General features: G+C 68.3%; 24 protein-coding genes. 18 read left to right on the forward strand and 6 right to left on the reverse strand.

What is annotated here, in order from left to right:
- Positions 1-3: 3 nt before the first annotated feature.
- Positions 4-513 carry a phage holin family protein gene (locus AS181_RS08295; protein ID WP_058251095.1) on the reverse strand — a complete coding sequence of 170 codons (510 nt, stop codon included), beginning with the start codon at positions 511-513 and terminating at the stop codon, positions 4-6.
- Between the two features lie 168 nt (positions 514-681).
- On the reverse strand, positions 682-2,622 hold the full coding sequence (gene acs, locus AS181_RS08300; RefSeq protein ID WP_058251096.1) for an acetate--CoA ligase: 1,941 nt from the start codon (positions 2,620-2,622) through the stop codon (positions 682-684).
- 396 nt (positions 2,623-3,018) lie between these two features.
- Here acs and AS181_RS08305 point away from each other — a divergent pair, with 396 nt between their 5' ends.
- The 9 genes from AS181_RS08305 to AS181_RS08345 all read left to right on the forward strand — a co-directional run bounded on the left by AS181_RS08305 (position 3,019) and on the right by AS181_RS08345 (position 10,022).
- On the forward strand, positions 3,019-3,774 hold the full coding sequence (locus AS181_RS08305; protein ID WP_058251097.1) for a hypothetical protein: 756 nt from the start codon (positions 3,019-3,021) through the stop codon (positions 3,772-3,774).
- A 955-nt stretch (positions 3,775-4,729) separates the two neighbouring features.
- The gene (gene ssd, locus AS181_RS08310; protein WP_058251151.1) at positions 4,730-5,791 is read left to right on the forward strand and encodes a septum site-determining protein Ssd; all 1,062 of its coding nucleotides are present in this window, start codon (positions 4,730-4,732) and stop codon (positions 5,789-5,791) included.
- Entirely contained in the window at positions 5,788-6,996 is a 1,209-nt protein-coding gene (locus AS181_RS08315; protein ID WP_082652891.1) for a TadA family conjugal transfer-associated ATPase, read from the forward strand. Before ssd ends, AS181_RS08315 begins: the two co-directional genes overlap by 4 nt.
- A complete protein-coding gene (locus AS181_RS08320) occupies positions 6,993-7,844 on the forward strand; it encodes a type II secretion system F family protein (protein WP_058251098.1) in 852 nt (283 codons plus the stop codon). The genes AS181_RS08315 and AS181_RS08320 overlap by 4 nt, the downstream gene beginning before the upstream one ends.
- Positions 7,841-8,461 carry a type II secretion system F family protein gene (locus AS181_RS08325; RefSeq protein ID WP_058251099.1) on the forward strand — a complete coding sequence of 207 codons (621 nt, stop codon included), beginning with the start codon at positions 7,841-7,843 and terminating at the stop codon, positions 8,459-8,461. Before AS181_RS08320 ends, AS181_RS08325 begins: the two co-directional genes overlap by 4 nt.
- Positions 8,462-8,496: 35 nt before the next feature.
- Positions 8,497-8,871 carry a VOC family protein gene (locus AS181_RS08330; protein WP_058251153.1) on the forward strand — a complete coding sequence of 125 codons (375 nt, stop codon included), beginning with the start codon at positions 8,497-8,499 and terminating at the stop codon, positions 8,869-8,871.
- A gap of 127 nt (positions 8,872-8,998) precedes the next feature.
- Positions 8,999-9,259: a DUF4244 domain-containing protein gene (locus AS181_RS08335; RefSeq protein WP_082652892.1), complete on the forward strand. Its 261-nt coding sequence runs from the start codon at positions 8,999-9,001 to the stop codon at positions 9,257-9,259.
- On the forward strand, positions 9,259-9,654 hold the full coding sequence (locus tag AS181_RS08340; RefSeq protein ID WP_058251100.1) for a TadE family type IV pilus minor pilin: 396 nt from the start codon (positions 9,259-9,261) through the stop codon (positions 9,652-9,654). Before AS181_RS08335 ends, AS181_RS08340 begins: the two co-directional genes overlap by 1 nt.
- Positions 9,651-10,022, forward strand: a complete 372-nt coding sequence (locus tag AS181_RS08345) for an Rv3654c family TadE-like protein (RefSeq protein WP_058251101.1) — start codon at positions 9,651-9,653, stop codon at positions 10,020-10,022. Before AS181_RS08340 ends, AS181_RS08345 begins: the two co-directional genes overlap by 4 nt.
- A 17-nt stretch (positions 10,023-10,039) precedes the next feature.
- On the opposite strand, the gene AS181_RS08350 is transcribed toward AS181_RS08345, so the two are convergent.
- Positions 10,040-10,591 (reverse strand): hypothetical protein, encoded by a 552-nt coding sequence (locus AS181_RS08350; RefSeq protein ID WP_058251102.1) that lies wholly within the window; start codon positions 10,589-10,591, stop codon positions 10,040-10,042.
- Positions 10,584-12,911 carry a DEAD/DEAH box helicase gene (locus tag AS181_RS08355; RefSeq protein WP_058251103.1) on the reverse strand — a complete coding sequence of 776 codons (2,328 nt, stop codon included), beginning with the start codon at positions 12,909-12,911 and terminating at the stop codon, positions 10,584-10,586. The genes AS181_RS08350 and AS181_RS08355 overlap by 8 nt, the downstream gene beginning before the upstream one ends.
- A gap of 337 nt (positions 12,912-13,248) precedes the next feature.
- Here AS181_RS08355 and AS181_RS08360 point away from each other — a divergent pair, with 337 nt between their 5' ends.
- From AS181_RS08360 to topA, 3 genes are all read left to right on the forward strand, one after another.
- Complete coding sequence (locus AS181_RS08360) at positions 13,249-13,452, forward strand: cold-shock protein (protein WP_004022110.1); 204 nt, start codon at positions 13,249-13,251, stop codon at positions 13,450-13,452.
- 173 nt (positions 13,453-13,625) lie between these two features.
- Positions 13,626-14,210, forward strand: a complete 585-nt coding sequence (locus AS181_RS08365) for a hypothetical protein (RefSeq protein WP_058251104.1) — start codon at positions 13,626-13,628, stop codon at positions 14,208-14,210.
- Positions 14,211-14,395: 185 nt separating this feature from the next.
- A complete protein-coding gene (gene topA / locus AS181_RS08370) occupies positions 14,396-17,479 on the forward strand; it encodes a type I DNA topoisomerase (protein ID WP_058251105.1) in 3,084 nt (1,027 codons plus the stop codon).
- Between the two features lie 155 nt (positions 17,480-17,634).
- Here topA and AS181_RS08375 read toward each other — a convergent pair whose 3' ends face one another.
- Positions 17,635-19,095 carry an adenylate/guanylate cyclase domain-containing protein gene (locus AS181_RS08375; RefSeq protein WP_078111767.1) on the reverse strand — a complete coding sequence of 487 codons (1,461 nt, stop codon included), beginning with the start codon at positions 19,093-19,095 and terminating at the stop codon, positions 17,635-17,637.
- Positions 19,096-19,267: 172 nt separating this feature from the next.
- Here AS181_RS08375 and AS181_RS08380 point away from each other — a divergent pair, with 172 nt between their 5' ends.
- The 4 genes from AS181_RS08380 to AS181_RS08395 all read left to right on the forward strand — a co-directional run bounded on the left by AS181_RS08380 (position 19,268) and on the right by AS181_RS08395 (position 21,851).
- Positions 19,268-20,554: a DNA polymerase III subunit delta' gene (locus tag AS181_RS08380; RefSeq protein WP_058251106.1), complete on the forward strand. Its 1,287-nt coding sequence runs from the start codon at positions 19,268-19,270 to the stop codon at positions 20,552-20,554.
- A gap of 47 nt (positions 20,555-20,601) precedes the next feature.
- Positions 20,602-21,045: an ArsR/SmtB family transcription factor gene (locus AS181_RS08385; protein WP_058251107.1), complete on the forward strand. Its 444-nt coding sequence runs from the start codon at positions 20,602-20,604 to the stop codon at positions 21,043-21,045.
- Positions 21,042-21,566, forward strand: coding sequence for an SRPBCC family protein (locus tag AS181_RS08390; RefSeq protein WP_058251108.1), 525 nt, complete (start codon positions 21,042-21,044; stop codon positions 21,564-21,566). Before AS181_RS08385 ends, AS181_RS08390 begins: the two co-directional genes overlap by 4 nt.
- 105 nt (positions 21,567-21,671) lie before the next feature.
- Entirely contained in the window at positions 21,672-21,851 is a 180-nt protein-coding gene (locus tag AS181_RS08395) for a hypothetical protein (RefSeq protein ID WP_058251156.1), read from the forward strand.
- A 95-nt stretch (positions 21,852-21,946) separates the two neighbouring features.
- On the opposite strand, the gene AS181_RS08400 is transcribed toward AS181_RS08395, so the two are convergent.
- A complete protein-coding gene (locus AS181_RS08400) occupies positions 21,947-22,789 on the reverse strand; it encodes an alpha/beta fold hydrolase (RefSeq protein ID WP_058251157.1) in 843 nt (280 codons plus the stop codon).
- A gap of 154 nt (positions 22,790-22,943) precedes the next feature.
- On the opposite strand from AS181_RS08400, the gene AS181_RS08405 reads away from it, so the two are divergent.
- On the forward strand, positions 22,944-23,504 hold the full coding sequence (locus AS181_RS08405; protein ID WP_058251109.1) for a TetR/AcrR family transcriptional regulator: 561 nt from the start codon (positions 22,944-22,946) through the stop codon (positions 23,502-23,504).
- 110 nt (positions 23,505-23,614) lie between these two features.
- Positions 23,615-24,331 (forward strand): phytanoyl-CoA dioxygenase family protein, encoded by a 717-nt coding sequence (locus AS181_RS08410; protein WP_058251158.1) that lies wholly within the window; start codon positions 23,615-23,617, stop codon positions 24,329-24,331.
- Positions 24,332-24,345: the final 14 nt, after the last annotated feature.

Consider the following 24,345-nt stretch of genomic DNA (forward strand, 5'->3'; position numbering starts at 1 on the left):
GGATCACCCTTCGCGGGCGGGCGGGATTCTCGGGTGCGTGGTGGTGTCGTGCGCCGAGCCGCGGTGGGGCAGGACGGTCGGCAGTTCGTTGACCGTCTCGATCGTCTTCGCGGGTCCGCGCACGCGTTTGAAGAACAGGTATCCGACGAACGCGGCGATCAGGGTGACCGCCACCAGGATGAGGAACACGATGAGGAACGCCAGCCAGCGCCAGACCCACTCGTCGAGCAGTTCGGCGAGGAAGAAAAAGAAGAAGAAGCTCGCGTAGAGCGCCATCACACCGGCGACGATGAGCAGCCCGGTGCCCGCGCCGGCCTTCTTGGCCTCGGTGACCAGCTCGGCCTTGGCCAGCGCGACCTCGGATCGGAACAGGGTGGAGACACTGGCGGTCGCGTCCTTGACCAGGCTTCCGATCGTCGGCTCGCCGTTGCGGCCGGCGTTGGCGTCGGAGAGCGGGATCGACGGGACGGAGTCCCGGCCCGCGTCGGGCAGGCCGTGCTCGTTGGGGCTCACAGAATCCTCCGTTGTTCGGCTGATGGCCATATGTTGCCATGCGCGGGCGATCCGGGTGGCGAGCCACCCGTCGAATGGAGTGGCGAGCCACCCATCGAATGGCGTGGCGCGAAGACGGGCAGGGCCTGCCGACCTCAGGTCGGCAGGCCCTGGAGAACTCGAACGGCCTCAGGCCTTCTTCGCGCGGATCGCTTCGAAGACCGACGGGTCGACGAGGGTGGAGGTGTCGCCGAGTTCGCGGCCTTCGGCGACGTCCTTGAGCAGACGGCGCATGATCTTGCCCGAGCGTGTCTTGGGCAGTTCGGGCACGACGTTGATCTCGCGGGGTTTGGCGATCGGCGAAATTTCCACCGACACCTGCTGGCGCAGTTCGGCGATCAGCTGGTCCCCGGTGTTCTCCACGCCCTCGCGCAGGATGACGAAGGCGACGATGCCCTGGCCGGTGGTCTCGTCGGCGGCGCCGATGACCGCGGCTTCGGCGACACCGGAGTGCCCGACGAGCGCGGACTCGACCTCGGCGGTGGAGATGCGGTGGCCGGAGACGTTCATGACGTCGTCGACGCGTCCGAGGACCCAGAGTGCGTGGTCCTCGTCGTAGCGGGCGCCGTCGCCGGCGAAGTACCAGCCCTGCTCGGCGAACCGTGACCAGTACGTGTCGCGGAAGCGCTCGTCGTCGCCCCAAATCCCGCGCAGCATCGACGGCCACGGCTGGTCGAGCACGAGATAGCCCTGCTCACCGGCGCCGACGGGGTTGCCCTGGTCGTCGACGATGTTGGCGCTGATGCCGGGCAGGGGCTTCATCGCCGATCCCGGCTTGGTCGCGGTCACGCCCGGCAGCGGCGAGATCATGATGGCGCCGGTCTCGGTCTGCCACCAGGTGTCGACGATGGGCGCGGAGTCGCCGCCGATGACCTCGCGGTACCACTTCCAGGCCTCGGGGTTGATCGGTTCGCCGACGCTGCCGAGCAGCCGGATGCTGGACAGGTCGTGGGCGTCGGGGATCTCCCGTCCCCACTTCATGAAGGTGCGGATCAGGGTCGGCGCGATGTAGTAGATGGTGACGCCGTACTTCTGGATGATCTCGAAGTGGCGGTGCTCGTTGGGGGAGTTGGGGGTTCCCTCGTAGACGACCTCGGTAGCGCCGTTGGAGAGCGGACCGTAGACGAGGTAGGAGTGGCCGGTCACCCAGCCGATGTCGGCGCCACACCAGAAGACATCGCGGCCTTCTTTGTGGTCGAAGACGTAGTGGAACGTGTAGCTGACCTGGGTGAGGTAACCGCCGGAGGAGTGGACGATGCCCTTGGGCTTACCGGTGGTGCCCGAGGTGTAGAGCAGGAAGAGTGGGTGTTCGGCGTCGAAGGCCTCGGCGTCGTGGGTGTCCGACTGTTCGTCGACGGTGTCTTCCCACCACACGTCGCGGCCTTCGACCCAGTTCAGGTCGGGGTCGTGGTTGGTACGACGCACGACGAGGACCTTCTCGACGGATTTCGCGGCGTCGTCGCCGGTGCCGAGCGCCTCGTCGACCTGGGTCTTCAACGGCGCCGGCTGGCCGCGGCGGTACTGCCCGTCGGTGGTGATGACGAGCTTGGCCTCGGCGTCGTCGACGCGGGAGCGCAGCGCTCCGGAGGAGAAGCCGGCGAAGACCACGGAGTGGGTGAGGCCGAGGCGGGCGCAGGCGAGCATCGAGATCAGGGCCTCGGGGACCATCGGCATGTAGATGGCGACGCGATCGCCGGCGACCAGCCCGATGGACGAGAAGTAATTGGCGGCCTTGCTGACCTCGGCGAGCAGCTGGCTGTAGGTGAGGTCGCGGGTGTCGCCGGGTTCACCGACCCAGTGGATGGCGACGCGGTCGCCCTTGCCTGCGGCGACGTGCCGATCCACGCAGTTGACCGCGACGTTGAGCTTGCCTCCGACGAACCACTTGGCGAACGGGGCGTCGGACCAGTCGAGGGTGGTGGTGAACTCGGTGGCCCAGTCCAGCCGCCGGGCCTGCTCGGCCCAGAACTCGAGGCGGTCGGCATCGGCATGGTCATACATCTCGGCGGTGCCGTTGGCCTGGGCGGCGAACTCGTCGGAGGGAGGAAATGCCTGGACGGTGGAGGACATCGGTGACAAGGGCCTTTCGCTGTCGACGGCGGTCACTCAACAGTAGGGTGACCTGGCGTCAGAACGGGCAATCAGTGTGAGCGTAGTCACGTCGCGGTCTAGGGTGGAACCGTCCGGTATGTGAGCGCGGCCGATTGGCGACGAACGGCGGGTGGGCGGCGACGAACGGTCGCGATGCCCTGTGGACCCCGCGCCGACGTCGGAGCGATGCGTTTCAGTCAGTCAACTGACGAACACCGTGAACAATTACAGGTGCGCAATATCTGAAACGGTGACTAACAATGGATCATCGGTATCTATTCGGTTGAGCGCCGCGGGTGTCCGAATCGGTAGCCCTGATCGACCGGACCGAGGGCGACCTGGTGAGCGGTCCGCGGCCGCAACTATCGTCGGTGCGTGACCACCGACCCACTGATGCCCCTGCTGGAGCTGCCCGGCGTCGTCGCCGCCGCCGATCGAGCACGGGATGCCCTGTCCGCAGTGCACCGGCACCCCGCCAACCTGCGGGGATGGGACAAGACCGCCACCGAGGCGTCGTGGCGGGCGGGCCGGTCCTCGGCCGCGATCGACGGTGGAAGTGTCGAGCTCCGACGCGACGGCGACTTCGACGACCCCATCCTGGCCGGCGCCATGCGGGTGTCGCAGGCCCTCGACGGCGATTCGCTGGTCACACTCACCTCGGTGATCCGCCGGGCACCCGCGCAAGCGCTGGCGAGGTTGCACACCCTTGCCGCCGCGGACCTCGTCGACGACCCGGAAGATCTCGGGCGGCCCCGGAGCGGGACGGATGTCGCCGAACGTCTCAACTTGTTGGGGCAGTTGACAACCGGCGCCACCTCGGTTCCGGCGCCGGTGCTCGTGGCGGTGGTGCACGGCGAGTTGCTGGCGGTGGACGCCTTCCCCGCTGCCAACGGTGTCGTCGCTCGTGCCGCGTCTCGGCTCGTCGGCGCCGCGACCGGGCTGGACCCGCACTGCCTCGGCGTGCCGGAGGTGACCTGGTTCAAGCGGGTCGGCGAGTATCGCACGTTGGCTACGAACTTCGGGGCTGGTACCGAGTCGGGCCTGCGGGACTGGATCATCTTCTGCTGCGAGGCCCTGGAAGCCGGTGCGGCCGAGGCGAAGTCGATCGCGGACGCGGCCCGGTCTGGTTAGTCTCGCGAGGTTTCGAACCCGGCCCGGACAGCACTGCGGGCGGCCGCCGGCGTCGTAAACGACGCGGTTGCCGCCCGCGTAGCACGGACTCAAGTTACCAAGCGTGCTTGGTGGGTTGTGGTCACCGCCTCGGCGATTGATCGCGAGTCGGGATTACTGACCGTCCACGTGCTGCCAGCTGTGGGCCATTCCTCTCGGGCCTGGCGCCTCACGAGAGGAAGGCGGTGGCGCATCGAGTGGTGGCGGTCGGTCGTCCTGACTGTGATGTCGCAGGCGCACAACACTTTTGCCATATGCGGCGTGCTCCGCGTGGGTGCTTGCCGCCCGTGCTGGGAAGTGCTCGGCGTGGGGGTTCGTTCCTTCTCTTCCGGATCGAACTTGGCCTTCCGAGATTCCGTAACCACTGTTCTACACCGTGATGCCGATCACATCAAGCGTTCCGCGCCGGAATGTTGAACGACTTGCGGATGCCAGCGAAACGCTCTGCGACGCACCATCTTCGACGCAATCGGCAGCTGGTTCGGGGGTGGTAGGTGGCCGATTCGGAGTTCGGCGGCCTCGAGCGGGAACGTTGCAAAGACGTTGCGCGTTTCGCGGGCCTGAATCGCGATTCCCGAATATGCGCCCGGAACGGGCGTCTGATTCGATCTGCTGGTTACTCCGCAGTAGAACGGACATTAGTGAATGGGATTGTTGTGCTTGCAAATAACCCAAAACCGTGTGTATAGTCATCGGTACCCGGTTCTCATACCGGTGCGTTTCAGCCCGACCCCCCGGGGCTGAAACGTGACGACCCCGGCCTCCTCCCCCCCTGGCCGGGGTTGTCCTCTGTCTGGGGTCTTTTGTAGCCCGAGACCCCGCTGGTCGCGAGAGTTTGTCCACAGCCTTCGCCGCCATCCCCAATTGCCCGGGACCCCACCCGTCGGAGCGCCGCACCTGCCGCATGATCGGCCGCATGCCCGATGAACTCCTGGTTCTCGTAGACCCCGAACTCCACGACGACGTCGCACGGTGCGCCGCCGCAGCCGGATACCACGTGATCAGCGCGCCGGCGGACGATTGCCGGCGCGAATGGTTGACCGCCCGGGCCGTCGCGGCCGACCCATCCGCGATCGCCCTCCTCGCCCGGGTGCGCCCACCTCGGCGACCCGGCCTCGTACTGGTGAGTGCGGCCGAACCGGGAGCACACATCTGGCGGATGGCGATGGAGCTGGGTATCGAGGACTCATCGACGCTCCCGGCCGACGAAGGACGCCTCGTCCGGGTACTGACGGAGTGCCGGGTGCCCAGACGCCGACCCGCGGGTGTCGTGGCGCTCATCGGTGCTCACGGTGGTGCCGGGGCGTCGACCCTGGCAGCGGCGGTCGCGCTGACGTCGGCAGGTGCCCAGTCGCCCACGCTGCTGCTCGACCTCGACGACATGGGCGCCGGAGCCGACCTCCTGCTGGGCATCGAGCGCCGCCGCGGGCTGCGGTGGCAGGATCTCTCGCTCGACGGCGGGGTCGTCGGCGGTACGGCGCTCCACCAGGCGCTGCCGAGCGCGGGCGAGGGCCTGGCGGTGTTGACCTCACAACGCCTGCCGAGCGCCGGGTTGAGTGTCGATGCGGTCACCGCGGTCATCGACGCGGGGCACACCCATGGTGATCTCGTCGTGCTCGACCTGCCCCGGTCCGACGCACCGGTGGTGCGCGCCGCGATCGCATCCTCCGACGTCGTGGTGGTGGTGACCACACCCACCGTCGGCGGATGTGCCGCGGCTCGACGCATCGTCGACCGTGTCGTCGGTGACGAGGTGGCCGTCGAGCTGGTGGTGCGCGGCCCGTCGCCCGGCGGGTTGCGTCCGCAACAGGTGGCCGATGCCATCGGACTCCCACTGCTCGCCGCCTATCGGCCGGAGCCCCGTCTCGCGGGGCGGCTGGAGGGTGGTCCGTTGCGGTTGCGACGCCGCAGTCCGCTCGGACGCGCGGCGCACACCGTGCACGCCAGGGTCGCCGAGCACCGACAGCGTGCGTCGTGACCCAGGCGCGAATCGACGGACCGGCCGACGAGGCGCTGTTGGACCGGGTGCGCTCGCGACTGGCCGCCGCCGCGGCCGACCCGAGTCCGGCCGTCATCGCCGACGCGATCCGCGCAGAGGCCGGGGGAGTGCTGGGTGACACCGACCTGCTCGCCGCCCTCCGCTTCCTGCAGACCGAGCTGACCGGGGCGGGCAAGCTCGAGCAACTCCTCGCCGAACCCGACATCGCCGACATCCTGGTCGCCGGTCCCGACGAGGTCTGGGTCGACCGCGGATCCGGACTCGAGCAGACGACGATCCGCTTCCCGGACGAGGCGTCGGTCCGCCGCCTCGCGGGTCGGCTGGCGCTGGGCGCCGGGCGGCGGCTCGACGACGCCCAGCCCTGGGTCGACGGGCAGTTGTCGAACGTCGGTCGGCGCGGATACACCGTGCGGCTGCACGCGATCATCCCGCCGCTTGCCGCGGACGGGACGTGTATCTCCTTAAGGGTCCTGCGTTCGGCGTCCAAGGATCTGCCGAGCCTCGTCGAGAGCGGCGCGATCCCGTCCGAGGTGGTGCCGATCATCGGGGACATCCTCCGGAACCGCCTGGCATTCCTGGTGATAGGCGGTACGGGGACCGGCAAGACGACCCTGCTCAACGCACTGATCGGAGCGATGGATCCGCGCGAGCGGGTCGTCTGCGTCGAAGATGCGCTCGAACTGGCCCCGCGCCATCCGCAGGTGGTGAGGTTGGTCGCGCGCGCGTCGAATGTCGAAGGCGTGGGCGAGGTGCCGGTGCGGACCCTGGTCCGTCAGGCGCTTCGGATGAGACCCGACCGGATCATCGTCGGAGAGGTTCGCGGCGGTGAGGTCATCGACCTCCTCACCGCGCTGAACACCGGGCACGACGGGAGTGCCGGCACGGTCCACGCGAACTCGACGTCGGAGGTGCCGGCGCGGATGGAGGCCCTCGCCGCCCTCGGAGGCATGGCCCGCGACGCTCTCCACAGTCAGCTGGGTGCCGCACTGCAGGTGGTGCTCGGCGTGGCGCGCAACGCGGGCGGGACCCGCGGACTCGCCGAGGTCGGGGTCGTCCGGCGCGACGACGCCGGACGCGTGACGATCGTGCCGATCTGGTTGCGGAACAGCGGATTCACGGCGGAGCGCGATCACTTCGACCGGTTGGTCGCCGGGCGTGGGCCGGGGTCGGGGGACCGACGATGATGTCCACGCCGGTCGCCGTCGCGCTGGTCCTGGGAGCCGTGGGCGTCGCGCTGCCGCTGTCGGCCGCGCCGCGAGCGAGACACCGACTCCAGACGGTGTCCGGACAACCCCGCCCCGCCCGGAGATCGGTTCCGGCCGTGCTGATCCCGATGACGGTCCCGTTCGGGGCGCTCCTGATCGGCGGGTTGGCGGCCGCCGTCGCTGCCGCGATCGTCGTGACGGTCGTGCTGTGGGTACGGCGGCGGCGGTCGGCGGAGAAGCGCCTCGACCACCAGTCGGATGACTTGCTCCTGGGGCTGTCGCTGATGATCGCCGAACTGTCGGTGGGTGCGCCACCGGTCCGGGCCTGCGAGGTCGCGGTCGCCGAACTCCGTCGTCGCGAGCCCCATGACCCGGCCACCGGAGCGGAGATCGCGAACGGGTTGGAGTCGATGGCGTTCCGGGCCGCCCTGGGCGGGTCGGTGATCGACCCGGTGTCCGGGGCCGGACTGGCGGGCAGGGTCTCGGGCGAGGCGTCCTGGCGTCGTATCGGCGTGGCCTGGCAGATCGCCGAGGACCGCGGCCTGCCGATGGTCGACCTGCTCGGTGCAGTGCGTTCGGATCTTCAGGCGCGGCGTGGCTTCGCGGATCGGACGCGAGCCGGACTGTCGGGACCGCGGGCGACGGCGGCGGTCCTCGCCGGTCTGCCATTGCTCGGGATCGCCCTGGGTCAGGCGACCGGTGCGGGTCCGATCCAGGTCCTCCTCGGCGGTGGCCTGGGTGGGATCCTGCTGGTGGTCGGGTGCGCTTTGGTCGCCGCGGGGATCGGCTGGTCCGAGCGCATCACCGGCAAGGTGCTGGCACGATGATCGCCGGCGGCCTCACCGGCACTGCGTGTTCGGCGGTGCTGCTCGCGGCCGCGCTGTGGATCTGGCCCGCGCCGCGCTGGCTGCTCTATCGGGTGACCGATCCGCCGCCGCCCGATCGCACGCCGCGGTGGCTCGGTGCCGGTCCCACCGCCGACGACCCGTTCGCGGTCGCGGCGGCCTTCGATCTGTTCGCGGTGTGCCTACGCGCCGGTCTGCCGGTGGGGACCGCGGCCTCGGTGGTCGCCGAACACGCGCCGGCGTCGATGGCGGCGCCCCTCGCTCACGTCGCCGACCTGCTGCAGCTGGGCGCCGATCCGGACGCGGCATGGTCGGCCCTGCTCGACGGACCGGACGGCGAGACGTCGGACGACCATCTCGATGCACTCGCCGCGATGGCGCGCCGGTCGGCGCGGGCCGGCTCGTCGCTGGCCGGCGGCCTCGCCGAACTCGCCGATGATGTTCGACGCCGGGCGCACGACGACGCACTCGCCGCCGCCGAACGGGCCGGTGTCGCGATCAGCGGCCCGCTCGGACTGTGCTTCCTGCCCGCGTTCATCTGTCTCGGGATCGTCCCGGTCGTCGTCGGGCTCGCCTCGTCGGTTCTGGGTTCGATCTGACGTGCTTGTCGGTGCGACGACGCAGAATGTTCTCCATGACCGACTCCGGGCACCGACACCATGCGATCGACTACATCGAACTCACCGTCACCGACTCGGCCGCGGCGCAGGCGTTCTACGCTGCTGCGTTCGGCTGGCAGTTCAACGACTACGGTCCCGCATACGCGGGGATCGCGAATCCGGGCGGCCCGGACCTGCCCGAGGTCGGGGGTCTCGCGACGAGCGAGGTCGCAGCCGTGCGCGGTGGTCCGCTGGTGCTGCTCTACTCCGACGATCTCGACGCCTCAGTGGAGCGGGTGCGCGCGGCGGGTGGCGAGATCGTGAACGGCCCCTCTGCTTTCCCCGGTGGTCGTAGGTTCCACTTCACCGATCCCAGCGGCAACGAACTCGGGGTGTGGTCGACCTCGTAACTGGCGATCGTCCGGGTTTGCGCCGGAACGGCATGGTCGGCAAATCCGAGGGATCCGAACGGCGACGCGCTGCGTCCAAGTACGTGCAACACCGTTCACTCGGTTCCATCGACTCCCAGGAGAGACCATGTCACGCACCATGTTCCGGACCCACGACGCCACCCAGGCCGCGGCGCCGCACGATCGAAGCGATGTGATCGGACGTCTCGGCGCGCACATGACGCGCCTGATGGCCGACGAGGAAGGCATGTCCACGGCGGAGTATGCGATCGGCACCATCGCCGCGGCGGCGTTCGGGGCGATCCTCTACACGGTGGTCACCGGTGACAACATCGTGAGTGCCCTGACGGGCATCATCGGAAAGGCGCTCAACACCTCGGTCGGTTGATGTACCGCCGAAAGTGGCTGCGACGCCTGCTCGCCGACGAATCAGGCATGGTGACGGTCGAGGCCGCGTACGCGATCGCCGCGATCGTCGTCATGGTGCTCATCGCCGTGGGTGCGGTCGCCGCGGTGACCACCCAGATCCGCTGTACCGATGCGGCGCGCGAGGTGGCTCGCCTGTCCGCTGCGGGTGATGCTTCGGGGCGCGAAGTCGCGCAACGGCTGGTCGGAGACGGTGCGCGCGTGTCGATCTCGGATGCAGACGATCGGGTCGTCGTGGTCGAGGTCCGATCGGGTGTGGCGATGCTGCCGGGTCTCACGGTGTCGGCCCGGGCGGTCGCGGCCAAGGAGCCGACAGGTGCGGATCAGGTGGTGTTCGCGCCGGGGGTGGGGCCATGACGCGCCGTCGTGGGCTGACCGCCGACGACGACGGTCACGCAACGGTGTTGGGCGCATTCGTGATCGCGGCGCTGGCTGCGGTTCTCGTCATGGTGATCTATGTCGGGGCAGCGGTGCTCGCCCGCCACCGCGCCCAGTCGGCGGCCGACCTGTCCGCACTGGCCGCGGCGATCGAGCATGCCGCGGGTGAGCCGAATCCATGCGCGGCGGCACGAGATCTGAGCCGCCGACAGGACTCGGGGGCCGAGCTCGTGGAGTGCCGTACCGCCGGAGACGATGTGGTGGTGACGGTTCGGGTGCCGGTGGCGCTCGGGAGTTTCGGGACGAGCGACGCCACCGCCCAGGCGCGCGCGGGACCGGTTGACTGACGTGCCGGAGGGCGGCTCTACCCGAGACCGTCGGATTCGACGGAGATCCGCTTGGGATACACCCGGATGGACTGCATGGGCGCGAACCACAATTGGTGGAAGTGCACGTCGGTGTCGCCGCGATAGGCGAGTTCGAGCGCATCGGTCCCGGTGTTGAGCGGAATCCACGATCGGGCGGCCCGGACGAACGACGACCAGTGGATGAGTTCCCCCTCGGTGAGGAAACCGCCTGCTGCTGCCCAGGTTTCGCCGGACTGGGCATCGGTGGACGCCAGATAGACCTCACCGAGGGAGGCGGTGACCCGCGGACCGACCATCGCCGTCTGCAGATACCACTGTGCCGTCGTCACGACATCGGTGAAACCTCCGGAACGGGCCGCGCACCAGGCGTAGTGGAGGTCCAGGGCGTCGAGCGCCTCGTCTTCGGAGAAGAACACGTCGCGCTCGCCGATGGACGACGGCAACTGGTCGGTGTTCTGCGTCGCGCGGGCGAGCAGGAAGAAGGCACGAGAGGGTCGGGTGACCTGACGATACGTGTGGGTTCCCCGGTCGGATGCCTCGTCATGCATGGGCCAAGTATTCCCGACGGAGAAGATCCAGGACGGCTACTGCGCCATTCTTGTCGAGCGGATCGTTACCGTTGCCGCATTTGGGACTCTGCACGCAGGATGGGCAACCGCTCTCACAACCGCAGCTGGCCACGGCGTCTCGGGTGGCGTCGATCCAGGTCAGGAACGCCGAATGCCCGCGTTCGGCGAAACCGGCACCGCCCATGTACCCGTCGTAGACGAAGACCGTCGGCAGACCGGTGTCCGGGTGGAGGTCGGTCGAGAGTCCACCGATGTCCCACCTGTCGCAGGTCGCAACCAGAGGGAGGAGGCCGATGGCCGCGTGTTCCGCGGCGTGCAACGAACCGGGCAACAGGGTCTCGTCGATACCGGCGTCGGCGAGTGCCTCCGGTGTGAGGGTGTACATCACGGCGCGGGTGCTCAGGGTCTGCTCGGGCATGTCGAGCTCGACGGCGTCGAGCACCTCTCCGGTGCGCAACGTGCGCAGGTAACCGACGACCTGATGGGTGACGTCGACCTCCACGAATGCGACCGTCAGCGGGCCGAATCGCCGGCTCGCGAGCGTCGCGGTGATGCTGATGTCCGTCGTCTCCCGCGCCGACGTCGTCCAGTCCGGGTCCTCCGGATGCGCCAGCGCGAGACCGTCGTCGAGATCGAGCTCGTCGACGAGATAGGTCTCGCCCTGGTGGATGTGGACGGCGCCGGGGTGCACCGTCGACATGGCCCGGCCGGTGTCGACGGTACCGAGCAGCTGCGACGTCGTGGTGTCGACGATCAGGACCTGCCCGCCGATGCCGCCGCGGATGTCGACGTCGGCGTGGGGTTCGGTTCCGGCCGTGACGTACCAGCCGGACTTACGTTTGCGCAGCAGGCCGTCGGCGGCCAGGTCCTGCGCCACGTCGCGGGCGTTCCAGGCGTCGATCTCGCTGTCCGACAGCGGTTTCTCCATGGCGGCGCACAGCAGGTGCGGACCGAGGATGTACGGGTTGGCGGGGTCGGTGACCGTGGCCTCGACGGGTTTGCCGAGGAGTGACTCCGGATGATGCACGAGGTAGGTGTCGAGCGGGTCGTCGCGGGCGACGAGCACGACGAGTGAGTCGCCGGACTCGCGCTGGCGTCCCGCGCGCCCGGCCTGCTGCCAGAACGAGGCGACCGTGCCGGGGTACCCGCTGACGATCACGGCGTCGAGTCCGCTGATGTCCACGCCGAGTTCGAGCGCATTGGTGGTGGCCACGCCCAGCAGTTCGCCGTCGGAGATGGCCTTCTCCAGACGTCGCCGATCGTCGGCCAGGTATCCCGCCCGGTACGCGCCGACCCGGGACTCGAGCTCGGGGGCGCTCAGTGACAACAGGTGTCGTGCGCTGAGTGCGGTCAGCTCGACGCCCCGCCGGCTCCGGGCGAAACACAGTGTACGAGCACCTTCCACCACGAAATCGGCCAGCAGTCGGGCGGATTCAGCGCCGGCCGAGCGTCGGACGGGTGCACCGTTCTCGCCGGTGACCACCGGCAGGAAATCGGGCTCCCAGAGGGCGACGGTCCGCTCCCCGCGGGGAGATGCGTCCTCGGTCACCGCGACGGCCGGTTCACCGATCAACCGGCCCAGCGCCTCGGCCGGTTCGGCGACCGTCGCACTCGCGCCGATGACGACCGGATCGGCACCGGCGGCCCGTGCGATCCGCAGCAGACGCCGCATCACCAGGGCGGTGTGGGACCCGAACACGCCTCGGTAATGGTGACATTCGTCGACGACGATGAATCGGAGATGCCGGAAGAACTGACGCCATCGGTGGTGATGGGAGAGGATGCCGATGTGCAGCATGTCGGGGTTGGTGAAGATCCAGCGCGAATGGGCGCGCGCCCACTGCCGGATCTCGGGGTCGGTGTCGCCGTCGTATGCGCACGGCTGGAGGTGTCCGAACTCCGGTCGCCCGGCGATGATCGAGGACACTGCCCGGATCTGGTCGGCCCCGAGAGCTTTTGTCGGCGCGAGGTATAACGCGGTCGCATTCTTTTCGTTCAGCAATGAAGTGAGAATAGGCATTTGATACGACATCGATTTGCCCGATGCGGTCCCGGTGCAAATAGCTACATGATTGCCGCGGAATGCGGCGTCGGCCGCGCGCGCTTGGTGAGTCCACACCCTCTCGATGCCGTTGTCGGCGTAGGCGTCGATCAGGGGTTGCGGCACCCACTCCGGCCAGGCGTCGAAAGATGGTGAGCGCGACGGGATTACCGAGAGGTGGGTGAGAGGGGAGGGGTCGGCGTCGGAACCCGCGAGGGTACGGGCCAACAGGCCTGTCCCGAATGTGGAGTACTGCATCTTCTGGTGAGAACTCTTCGAAATAGTGTTGCAGCGACGGGTCTCCGACCTGCGTCGATGTTACCGGCTGGTGTCGTTGGTCTGAAGTTTGACGAGGTTTTGACTCACTTTGGTTCGTGTGACTATCGCTGGGGGGCCGAACATGATTGACTGGTTCCGGCCGCAGCTTTCGCGACCCACCGCCCGGTGGGCGACAAGCACGTTGCAGCCGTGGTACTGAGGTTAGTTTGGCGGATCGATGCAGATCTTCGCGGGGCTCTTTGAGGTATGGCGGTCGACCGGCCACGACACGATGACCCATCGTGTCGCGACAGTTGATATGTAAAGGATTGCAAGAATGGCACAGGGAACTGTGAAGTGGTTCAACGCGGAAAAGGGCTTCGGCTTCATCGCGCCTGATGAGGGTTCCGACGACGTGTTCGTCCACTATTCCGAGATCCAGGGATCCGGTTTCCGCACCCTCGAGGAGAACCAGCGGGTCGAGTTCGAGGTCGGTCAGGGCACCAAGGGGCCGCAGGCCACCGGCGTCCGCGCTGTCTGAGAAGACCCGCGTGTGACTGCACCACGCAGTCGGGGCAAACCACCGCTCCCGTTTCGATTCGTCGAGGCGGGAGCGGTTTGTTGTCCGGCTCCTGTTCCGTAGCGCTCCGCGCGTCGTGAACGCGCCACCGGAACCGCCCACCTATTTCCGAGACACAGCACTAGTCTCGACTCGTGGGCCAGTTGTCGTTTTTCTCCGCGGAGACCGAACAGCCCGCGTACGCCGACCTCGCGGGGCTGCTCGCGGCGCACGGACAGGCCGTCCGCTCCGAAACCGGTACGCGGGTCTCGATCGTGGTCGCCGACCGCTGGCGGGCAGAGCAGATCGTCGTCGAGATGCGTGCGGCCGGCCTCGAAGCCGAGTCGACGGTCTCGGACGAGGGCACCCCGCTGGCCCGGACCGCGCCCTGCCATGAACTCGATCCCCTGCACGCGGCCTGGTCCGCGGGAGCGGTCAAGGCGATGCCCCCCGGTTGGGTTCCGAGTTACCGGGCCCTGCGCCTGTGGGTGATCGCCGCCGGTCACTCGGATGCCGGCCGCTACCAGCTCGGACTGGATCCCCACGCTCCGGAGTCGCACGCGGCACTCGCCACGGCGCTGATGCGTGTCGGCATCGCACCCACCCTCGTCGGTACGCGCGGGCATTCCCCGGCCTTGCGGATCGCCGGCCACCGGCGCCTGTCCCGGTTGCACGAGTACGTCGGTGTGCCGCCCTGCGCCGAGGCCGTCGCCGACTGGCCCCCGGTCGACGAGCATTAGTCATCCCGCATTCGAGCCGTTGAGCTGCTACAACGGGTCGGAACGGTGTCGGATCGGTCACCTCGCCGGGTCCGAGACGGAATTCAGATGTGCAAACGGCGCTATACATAAGGTACAAACCCATCGAACACACCTGAACTGACACGCAGGAACGTTCTCCACCCAGTCAACCGAAGGACGCCCCGGTGGCAGAGACCAGCACCGCATCCCGCTCGAGCAGGGGTATTCGACGCCTCGTGATCGTCGAGTCCCCGACCAAGGCCCGCAAGATCGCCGGGTACCTGGGGGCGAACTATGTGGTGGAGTCCTCCCGAGGGCACATCCGCGACCTCCCGCGCGGCGCCGCCGACGTGCCGGCCAAGTACAAGGGGCAGTCCTGGGCACGCCTCGGCGTGAACGTCGACGAGAACTTCGAGCCGCTGTACGTGGTGTCGCCCGACAAGAAGTCGACCGTCAGCGAACTCAAGTCGCTGATGAAGGACGTCGACGAGCTCTACCTCGCCACCGACGGTGACCGCGAGGGGGAGGCGATCGCCTGGCATCTTCTCGAGACCCTCAAGCCGAAGATCCCCGTCAAGCGCATGGTGTTCCACGAGATCACCGAGCCGGCCATCCGGGCGGCTGCCGAGAACCCGCGTGACCTCGACATCGACCTCGTCGACGCGCAGGAGACCCGACGCATCCTCGACCGTCTCTACGGCTACGAGGTGTCGCCGGTGCTGTGGAAGAAGGTCATGCCGAAGCTGTCGGCGGGCCGTGTGCAGTCGGTGGCGACGCGCATCATCGTCGAGCGGGAGCGCGAGCGCATGGCGTTCGTGTCGGCCGAGTACTGGGACATCTCCGCGACGATGGACGCGAGCGCGGAGAGTGCGGACAGCTCCAATCCGCAGACCTTCAAGGCGCGGCTGGTCAACGTCGACGAAGCCCGGGTCGCCACGGGACGCGACTTCGAGTCGACAGGTGTCCTGAAGAGGTCCGACGGCGTCATCGTGCTCGACGCCGACCGCGCCGAGGGTCTGGCCACCGGCCTGCGAGGTGCGGGGATGACCGTCACCTCGGTCGAGGAGAAGCCCTACACGCGCCGTCCGTACGCGCCGTTCATGACCTCGACGCTGCAGCAGGAGGCCGGCCGCAAGTTGCGGTTCACCTCCGACCGCACGATGCGGATCGCGCAGCGGTTGTACGAGAACGGCTTCATCACCTACATGCGTACCGACTCGACGAGCCTCAGCGAGTCGGCGATCAACGCCGCCCGCGCCCAGGCCCGCGAGCTCTACGGCGACAACTTCGTCCACCCGACGCCGCGCCAGTACACCCGCAAGGTCAAGAACGCCCAGGAGGCACACGAGGCGATCCGACCCGCCGGTGAGACCTTCCGTACCCCCGGCCAGGTCGCCGGGCAACTCGAGGCCGACGAGTTCCGCCTGTACGAACTGATCTGGCAACGCACGGTCGCGTCGCAGATGGCCGACGCCAAGGGCACCACGCTGAGCCTGCGTATCGCCGGTACCGCGTCGTCAGGAGAGCGCTGCACCTTCGCCGCGTCAGGTCGCACGATCACCTTCCCGGGCTTCCTGTCGGCCTACGTGGAGACGGTCGACGAGCTCAGCGGCGGCCAGGCCGACGACGCCGAGAACCGGTTGCCGCAGCTCACCGAGGGGCAGTCGCTGACGGCCACCGACCTGACCGCAGACGGTCACTCCACCAACCCGCCCGCACGGTTCACCGAGGCGTCGCTGGTGAAGGTGCTCGAGGAACTCGGGATCGGCCGACCGTCGACGTATGCGTCGATCATCGGCACCATCCAGGACCGCGGGTACGTGGTCAAGAAGGGCAACGCCCTGGTGCCGTCGTGGATCGCGTTCGCGGTCGTCGGTCTGCTGGAGGCGTACTTCCAGAGCCTCGTCGACTACGACTTCACCGCGACCCTCGAAGACGACCTCGATCAGATCGCAACGGGTAACGAGAACCGCACGAAGTGGTTGTCGGAGTTCTACTTCGGCGACGACCATTCCGGTGCCGACGGTGAAACCCGTTCCGCCCATTCGGCAATCGCGCAATACGGCGGTCTGAAGAAGCTCGTCGGCGTCAATCTCGAGGAGATCGACGCACGGCAGGTCAACTCCATTCGTCTGTTCAACGACGAAGAGGGCCGCCCGATCTATGTGCGGGTCGGCCGATACGGGCCGTATCTGGAGCGCAATGTCGCCGCGGACGGTGCGGACGAGGATCTGCAGCGCGCCAACCTGCCCGCTGACATCACCCCGGACGAGTTGACCCTCGCAGTCGCCGAAAAGCTCTTCGCGACACCGCAAGAGGGGCGTTCGCTCGGTATGGACCCCGCCACCGGTCACGAAATCGTCGTCAAGGAAGGACGTTTCGGTCCGTACGTGACCGAGGTCCTGCCGTCGGACGACGATGACGACGACGGGGACACGCCCGCAACCATTCCCGCGGGCCCGACGCCGCGTGACGGCGGGTCGGGTGGCGGTACCGGAGGTTCGGACACCGCCGACGGCGACGTCGTCCCGCTCGACTCGCCCGGCGGGGGCACGGCCACCAAGACAAAGCCGGCGGTGAAGAAGACCGCGAAGAAGGCGGCGAAGAAGGCCGGTCCCAAGCCGCGTACGGGCTCGCTGTTCAAGACGATGGACATCTCGACGGTCACGCTCGAGGACGCGCTGAAGCTGCTGTCGCTGCCGCGCGTCGTCGGCGTCGACCCGGAGTCGGGCGACGAGATCACCGCGCAGAACGGCCGGTACGGCCCGTATCTCAAGAAGGGCTCGGACTCGCGGTCCCTCGGCACCGAGGAGCAGCTCTTCGAGATCACCCTCGACGAGGCGCTGAAGATCTACTCGGAGCCCAAGCGTCGCGGTCGTCAGGCCGCCGCGCCGCCGCTGCGTGAGCTCGGCAAGGACGACGAGGTCAGCGGCAAGCCGATGGTCATCAAGGACGGTCGGTTCGGACCGTACGTGACCGACGGCGAGACCAACGCAAGCCTGCGCAAGGGCGACGAGGTCGCCTCGATCACGCCGGAGCGCGCGATGGAGTTGCTCGCCGATCGTCGGGCTCGTGGCCCGGCCAAGAAGGCTGCCAAGAAGACCACGAAGAAGGCGGCGGCGAAGAAGGCCCCCGCCAAGAAGACAGCGGCCAAGAAGACGGCGGCGAAGAATACCGCAGCCAAGAAGACGACGGCGAAGAAGACCGCAGCCAAGAAGTCGACCGCCAAGAAGACGGCGGCCAAGAAGGCGACGCCGGACGCCGAGTAGGAGCGCCCGGAGCTTGCGGAGGGCGCAACCTTCGCTCCCTGAGGAGCGCCCGGAGCTTGCGGAGGGCGCAACCTTCGCTCCCTGAGGAGCGCCCGGAGCTTGCGGAGGGCGCGTCACGAAGGGTCACTCGCCTCCGCGCCGCCGTTCCGGGTAGCTCAGTCCCGCCGGTCCGGCTCGAGGTGCGGGCGCGCGAGGAGCGTCTCGATCCCGCGGCCGCGGAGTTCGACGCCCTCGCCGATCTCCCAATGCTCGGCTTCCTCGTGAGACGCCAAGAACACCGCGCGAGCGGACCCGAGGACGCGGGTGGGTTCGTCCTTCGCGAGCTCGGTGAGGCGGGCCGCCTCGTTGACCGGGTCGCCGATGACCGTGTACTCGAGTCGCTGTTCGGCGCCGATGTGGCCGGCGATGGCCTTGCCGGCCGACACCCCGATGCCGATGTCGGTGTCACCCAGGGTCTCGTAGAGCTCGGCCCGCAGCTCACGCGCGGAGGCAAGCGCCCGGCCGGCGAAGTCGTCGAGGTCGAGCGGCGCACCGAAGATGGCGAGCGCCGCGTCGCCCTGGAATTTGTTGACGAACCCGCCGTGGCGACCGACCACGCCGACGACGACCCGGAAGAACTCGTTGAGCAGTTCGACGATCTCGCGGGGCGGCCGATTCACCGCCAGGCGCGTCGAGCCGACGATGTCGACGAACAGGACGCCGACGTAGCGTTCCTCGCCACCGAGTTCGGTGCCGGTCTCGATGGCCCGCCGCGCGACGTCCTCGCCGACGTAGCGGCCGAACAGGTTGCGCAGCTGCTGGCGTTCGCGCAGGTCGGCGACCATGTCGTTGAATCCGGCCTGCAGCAGGCCGAGATCACTGCCGTCATAGATCTTCACCGCGACGTTGAGGTCGCCCTCGCTGACCTTGGACTGTGCGCGGCGCAGCTGCTTGATCGGATCGTTGATGGCGGCGACAACGCGCACGATCGCGATCACGCTGAACGCGAGCGCCGAGATCGCCATCCACAGGATCGGCCGCTCCAGGCCGGTGGAGTCGGCCTCGATGATGCCGAGCCGGTGCAGCACGATCATCCCGATGATCACCAGCATCGGGGCGACCACGCTGATCACCCAGAACGCGGTGATGCGGGTGGTGACACTGGGCGCGATGGCGTTGTCGGGATTGTTGGCCATCGCCGCGACCGTGATCGGCCGCATGACCTTCTCCGCCTGCATGTAGCTGAGCGCACACGTGACCATCGCGCCGATCGTGCTGGCGATCGCGACGATGAAGGCGTTCTTCGACGAGACGGTCAGGTTGACGAGCGTGAACAGCGTGCCGCCCACGACCCACAGCGCGGCGTTCACCGCGGTCAGCAGCATCGGTAGCGCGAGGGCGCGGCGTCGTGCGGCCTCGTTGTCGAGTCGGGTGCGACGCCGATGCCAGATGAGCACCGGTAGCGAGAGCTGGATGCTGGCGAAGCCGCCGATGACCATCGCGATCAACAAGTAGGCAGCGAAGATGACCTGGTTCAGCGCGGTGATCTCGTCGAGGCTGATCGAATCCTGGATCGGCATGCCGAAGCGCAGGAACGCGAAGGTGAACAGTGCACCGACGAGGTTCGCCCGCAGCATGTCCAGCGCGAGAATGGGCCACGGCGTATGAATCAGCCATCGGGCCAGATGCAGGCCCTTTGACCACCGCGACCGTTGTTGAACCACGGAGACTACGGTAGCTGGCTGCTTGCAATCGTTAAACACGGTTCCGCGCCTCAGGCGTGTCCGAACTGCGGATTAGGGTGTTGCTGTGACAAATGTCTTCGATCGGCTGACCGGGCAAGAGGCCATCGCCGACGATCTGCGGGCCGCCGCACGGGCCGCCCGTGCTCTTGCGGCGAGGCTCGACGCGGGTACGTCGGACGACCTGTTCCTCGCCGACGACGAGATCCCGGCCGTCGATGCGGGGTGGTCGCGGGCGTCGATGACCCACTCGTGGCTGTTCACCGGACCACCGGGCAGCGGTCGGTCGGTGGCCGCGCAATGCTTCGCCGCGGCTCTCCAGTGCCAGGCGCCCGACGCCGCGAACGTCGGCTGTGGCGAGTGTCGTGCGTGCGTCACGGTGATGGCGAAGACCCACGCCGATGTCCGCCACGTCGTGCCGGAGGGGCTGAGCCTCGCCGTCGGCGCTATGCGCGACATCGTGCAGGCCGCCGCGCGCCGGCCGGGCACAGGGCGCTGGCAGATCGTCATCGTGGAGGACGCCGACCGGCTCACCGAGCAGGCCGCGAACGCACTGCTGAAGGTCGTCGAGGAGCCGCCGTCACGCACGGTGTTCCTGCTGTGTGCGCCGTCGGTGGACCCGGAGGACATCTCCGTGACCCTGCGGTCGCGCTGCCGGCACGTCGCACTGGTGACGCCGACGACCGCCGACATCGAGCGGGTTCTCGTCGAGCGCGACGGTCTCGATCCGGAGCAGGCTCGGTGGGCGGCGTCGGTGTGCGGCGGCCACATCGGGCGCGCGCGTCGGCTGGCGACGGATCCCGAGGCGCGCACGCAACGCGAGAAGGCGCTCGGGCTGGCGCGTGCCGCCGCCCGCGACTCGACAGCCTATGCCGCTGCCGAGGAGCTCGTCCGGTCGGCCGATGAGGCCGCCAAGGCGATCAGTGCCGAACTCGACGCGGCCGAGACCGAGGAGATGAAGACCGCGCTCGGGGCGGGCGGTACGGGCAAGGGCACCGCGCGGATGCCGCGCGGAAGTGCCGGCGCGCTCAAGGAACTGGAGAAGCGGCAGAAGTCGAGGGCGACCCGGGTCGGACGCGACGTCCTCGACCGTGCCCTGGTCGACCTCGCCGCGCTGTTCCGCGACGCGCTCGTCGTCGGCGTCGGCGCCCAGGTCACCGCGATGCATCCGGACAAGGCCGACGACCTCGCGAATCCGCTCGCCGGCTACGCCAAGCCCGAGCAGCTGCTGCAGTGCGTCGAAGCCGTGCTCGCGTGCCGGGAGGCCCTCGACATGAACGTGAAGCCGAAGTTCGCCGTCGACGACATGGTCGCGCGAATCGGACTCGCGCTCGCGCGCCCGGTCGGGGCGTAGACAGCTTCACCCTTCTCTATTGGTAACTCATGTGTTACCAATAGGACGTGGATGACTTCGAGGCGATCGCCGACCCGGTGCGTCGTGCGCTGATCGAGCGGCTCGCTCGCGGGTCGGCGCGCGTCGTCGATCTCGCGGCCGACCACCCGATCAGCCGGCCGGCGATCTCGCGTCATCTTCGCGTGCTCGGCGAAGCAGGCGTTACGACGGCCGTCGACCACGGCCGGGAGCGGCATTACGAGCTGGCGTCCGGCGCGCTGGCCGGGGTCCGGGCGTGGCTCGACGCGGTGGACTCGGCGGTTGCGGGTTCGCACGCCGTGGACTCGGACGGCGTGGACTCGGACGGCGTGCAGCCGAGATTCGACGAGCGTCATCTCGACGCGCTCGACCTCGAGGTGCGACGTACCGTGCGCGAGTTCGTCGATGAGGAATCCGCGAACCCCCCTCTTGCACAGCCCGATTCAGGCAAACGACACAAGGAGACAGGATGACTGCCGACATCGCGGCCACCGGCCGCCGAGAGGTTCGGGCCGGCGTGCCGCACGTGGTGCTCGAGCGGACGTTCGCCGCGCCGATCGACGCCGTATGGGCGGCGATCACCGAACCCACGCGGCTCGAACGCTGGATCGGCACGTGGGCGGGCGATCCGGCCGACGGGTTCGTCGACTTCCGGATGACCGCCGAGGGCGAGGACGTGGAGTCCGAACGGTTCACGATCCTGGAATGCGATCCGCCGCGCCGGCTGGTCGTCGAATCGAAGTCCCCGGCCCAGGACGGGGGTGAGGACGTGTGGCGGCTGGAACTGGACCTGGCCGAAGCCCACGGAACGACGACACTGACCTTCGCTCAGGGACTGCCAACGGCCGACATGGCCGAGAACGTGGGCCCGGGATGGGAGTACTACCTCGACCGTCTGGTGGCGGCCGAGGCCGGCCGTAGCGTCGCCGAGGTCGACTGGGACGCCTACTACCCGGCGCTGTCGTCGTCGTACGCGGACATGTTCCGGGACTGATCGGTCGCGCGCCCGGACTCCGATCGCCGGAGGGTGACGCGGGCCTCGACCTATCATGAGGTCACGGTCGCGTGCCGCGGCCGGACGATGAGCGAGGAGCGAGCGATGTCGGACTTCATCCGCAAGATCAAGGAAGATGCCAAGGCCGTCTCGGCCGCCATCGATCAGGAACTGACGGTGCTCGAGGGTGTTCCCGGTTACGACCCCCTCGCCGACAACAAGGACGCCAAGGCGTCCGACGAGAGTGCCGACGATTCGGCGCCGGTCGACGACGACGCCCGGTAGGGACAGACGGCAAACGGCCGCCGGATGGAGAATCCATCCGGCGGCCGTCCTGCTGTCACGCGGGTGTGCTCACTGCTGAACTCACCCCGGGGTGCTCACTTCTGAACGAACCCCAGCAGCGCCTCGTTCACCTCGGCGGCGTGAGTCCACAGCAGGCCGTGCGGCGCATCGGGGACCTCGACGTACTCGGCCTCCGGAACGGCCTGGTGGAAGCGGCGACCAGTGGCATCGATCGGCAGGATGTTGTCGGCCGTGCCGTGCAGGATCAGGGTCGGCTTGCCCGAGTCGCGCACTGCGGCAACATCTTCGCGGAAGTCCTCGATCCAGGCGGGGACGACCGAGTAGGCGGCGACCGGCGCGCTGCCGACCGCGGTGTTCCAGTTCGCATCGACGACCTCCTGGGTGATGCGGGTGCCGAGGTTGTCGTCGAGGTTGTAGAAGTCCTTGTAGAACTGCGTGTACCAGGCGTAGCGGTTCTGCTTGGCGGCCGCGGCGATACCGTCGAAGACGGACCGGTCGACGCCTTCGGGATTGTCGTCGGTCTTCACCAGGAACGGTTCGAGCGACGCCAGGAACGCGAACTTCGCGACCCGGTCGGTGCCGTGGTTCTTGGCGTAGCGGGCGAGTTCGCCGGTGCCCATGGAGAATCCGACGAGGATGACGTCGCGGAGGTCGAGCGTCTCCAGGACGGTGTTCAGGTCCGCGGCGAAGGTGTCGTAGTGGTAGCCGGTGCCGACCTTGCTCGACTTCCCGAACCCGCGACGGTCATAGGTGATCACGCGGTAGCCGGCGTCGATGAGCTCGCGCGCCTGCAGTTCCCAGCTGTTCCCGTCGAGCGGATAGCCGTGGATCAGCACGACGGCCTGGCCGGTGCCGTGATCTTCGTAGTACAGCTCGACGTCGGTGGAGTTCTCGGTGCCGACTTTGATGTAGCCCATTGCGATCACTTCTCTCTGTTGAGGCGACCCGATCGGGATCGGAATCGATGCGGCGGGCGGGAGAACGGTCGTTCTCGCCGGTGATTGCTACACTAGAGAACGATCGTTCCCCGCGCAACCCCCAAGCCGGGAACCGGCAGTAGAGGAGATCGAGGTGGCCGACGCCGTGGACCCGCGCGAGCAGGTGGTCCGTGCCGCTGACCGGCTGTTCAACGCGCACGGGGTCCACGCGGTGGGGATGGACAAGGTCCGCGATGCGGCGGGGGTGTCGCTGAAGAAGATCTACTCGATGTTCCCGTCGAAGGAGGCGTTGATCCTCGCGGTGCTCGACGATCGGACCCGGCAGTGGAACAGCGGGATCGCCGCCTGTGCGGAGGGGCTGTCGTCGCCGCGGGAGAGGCTGCTCGCCGTGTTCGACTTCTTGCTCCAGTGGTTCGGCACCGACGAGTTCCGCGGGTGCGCGTTCATCAACGCCTACGGCGAGCTCGGGGCCGAGATGCCCTCGGTCGCCGCCGCGGTCCGTGCGCAGAAGGCTGATTTCCAGCGTTACGTCGCGGGTCTGGTGGCGGAGTTGGGAGGCCCCGACGGCCTCGGCGCGCAGCTGTCCATCCTCGCCGAGGGGGCCCAGACCACGGCGGCGATCGCGGGCTCGGCGCGTGCCGCCGACGATGCACGAGCCGCCGCCGAAGTCCTGATCGACCAAGCTCTCCGGTAGTCGATTCCAGAAGTCTTGCGGCCGTGAGCTTCTCGACGCTTGGTGATCTGTCGCCCGCGGTGCGGCGAAAATCGCTCGCGGGAGACGCCCGATGGTGGGAGGCTGCGACGGTGATCGACGTCGACAGGTTCAGCGCAGACGGCTTCCTCAAGATCGAGCGTCCGTCGCTGCGCGAGGCCGCGGACCGCGCCCGGGCGGGATTGTGGGCGCAACTGGGATTGTCCGAGGACGACCCGGACGCCTGGACCGATCCGGTGCGCTGGGCGTCGGACATGGTGGGAGCCGGCCCATTCGGGTTGCTCGCGAACAGTCCGGAGCTGACCGAGGCGCTCGATGCGATCTGTGGCGTCGGCGGCTGGACACCGCGTGGCGCCCTGGGCAACATACCGGTCCGCTTCCCGCTACCGCCGACGGTCGATGACCGCGGCTGGCACATCGACGCCAACACACCGCGCGAGGACGGATCGTGGGTGGTGAGTCGACGGCCCCACACCGTGCTGATCCTGACCCTGCTCTCCGAGGTCGGACCGACCGACGCACCGACGCGCATCCGGGTGGGGTCACATCTCGACGCTGTCGCGGTTCTCGACAACGACGGGATGAGCCCCTTCGACGCCGGTCCGTTACTGGACGCCGCGAGTCGCGAGCGTCGCGTCGCCTACGCGACCGGCAGTCCCGGTGACGTCTTCGTGGTCCATCCGTTCACCGTGCACGCGGCTGACGAACATCGTGGTGCGACTCCACGTTTCATGGCGCAGGGGCCGGTGATGCTGACCTCGCCGTTGTCGCCCGACTCGGCAGCACCACTGGCGTCGGTGTTCGGTTGAGCAGCTGATCTACG

The organism is Gordonia sp. SGD-V-85, from assembly GCF_001456905.1.
In the GTDB taxonomy this organism is placed as follows: domain Bacteria; phylum Actinomycetota; class Actinomycetes; order Mycobacteriales; family Mycobacteriaceae; genus Gordonia; species Gordonia hongkongensis.

Coding starts and splice junctions, on each gene's coding strand:
- acs (WP_058251096.1), bottom strand. CDS start 2,622: ATGTCCTCCACCGTCCAGGCATTTCCTCCCTCCGACGAGTTCGCCGCC.
- ssd (WP_058251151.1), top strand. CDS start 4,730: ATGCCCGATGAACTCCTGGTTCTCGTAGACCCCGAACTCCACGACGAC.
- AS181_RS08320 (WP_058251098.1), top strand. CDS start 6,993: ATGATGTCCACGCCGGTCGCCGTCGCGCTGGTCCTGGGAGCCGTGGGC.
- AS181_RS08325 (WP_058251099.1), top strand. CDS start 7,841: ATGATCGCCGGCGGCCTCACCGGCACTGCGTGTTCGGCGGTGCTGCTC.
- AS181_RS08330 (WP_058251153.1), top strand. CDS start 8,497: ATGACCGACTCCGGGCACCGACACCATGCGATCGACTACATCGAACTC.
- AS181_RS08335 (WP_082652892.1), top strand. CDS start 8,999: ATGTCACGCACCATGTTCCGGACCCACGACGCCACCCAGGCCGCGGCG.
- AS181_RS08340 (WP_058251100.1), top strand. CDS start 9,259: ATGTACCGCCGAAAGTGGCTGCGACGCCTGCTCGCCGACGAATCAGGC.
- AS181_RS08345 (WP_058251101.1), top strand. CDS start 9,651: ATGACGCGCCGTCGTGGGCTGACCGCCGACGACGACGGTCACGCAACG.
- AS181_RS08350 (WP_058251102.1), bottom strand. CDS start 10,591: ATGCATGACGAGGCATCCGACCGGGGAACCCACACGTATCGTCAGGTC.
- AS181_RS08355 (WP_058251103.1), bottom strand. CDS start 12,911: ATGCAGTACTCCACATTCGGGACAGGCCTGTTGGCCCGTACCCTCGCG.
- AS181_RS08360 (WP_004022110.1), top strand. CDS start 13,249: ATGGCACAGGGAACTGTGAAGTGGTTCAACGCGGAAAAGGGCTTCGGC.
- AS181_RS08375 (WP_078111767.1), bottom strand. CDS start 19,095: ATGCTGCGGGCGAACCTCGTCGGTGCACTGTTCACCTTCGCGTTCCTG.
- AS181_RS08390 (WP_058251108.1), top strand. CDS start 21,042: ATGACTGCCGACATCGCGGCCACCGGCCGCCGAGAGGTTCGGGCCGGC.
- AS181_RS08395 (WP_058251156.1), top strand. CDS start 21,672: ATGTCGGACTTCATCCGCAAGATCAAGGAAGATGCCAAGGCCGTCTCG.
- AS181_RS08400 (WP_058251157.1), bottom strand. CDS start 22,789: ATGGGCTACATCAAAGTCGGCACCGAGAACTCCACCGACGTCGAGCTG.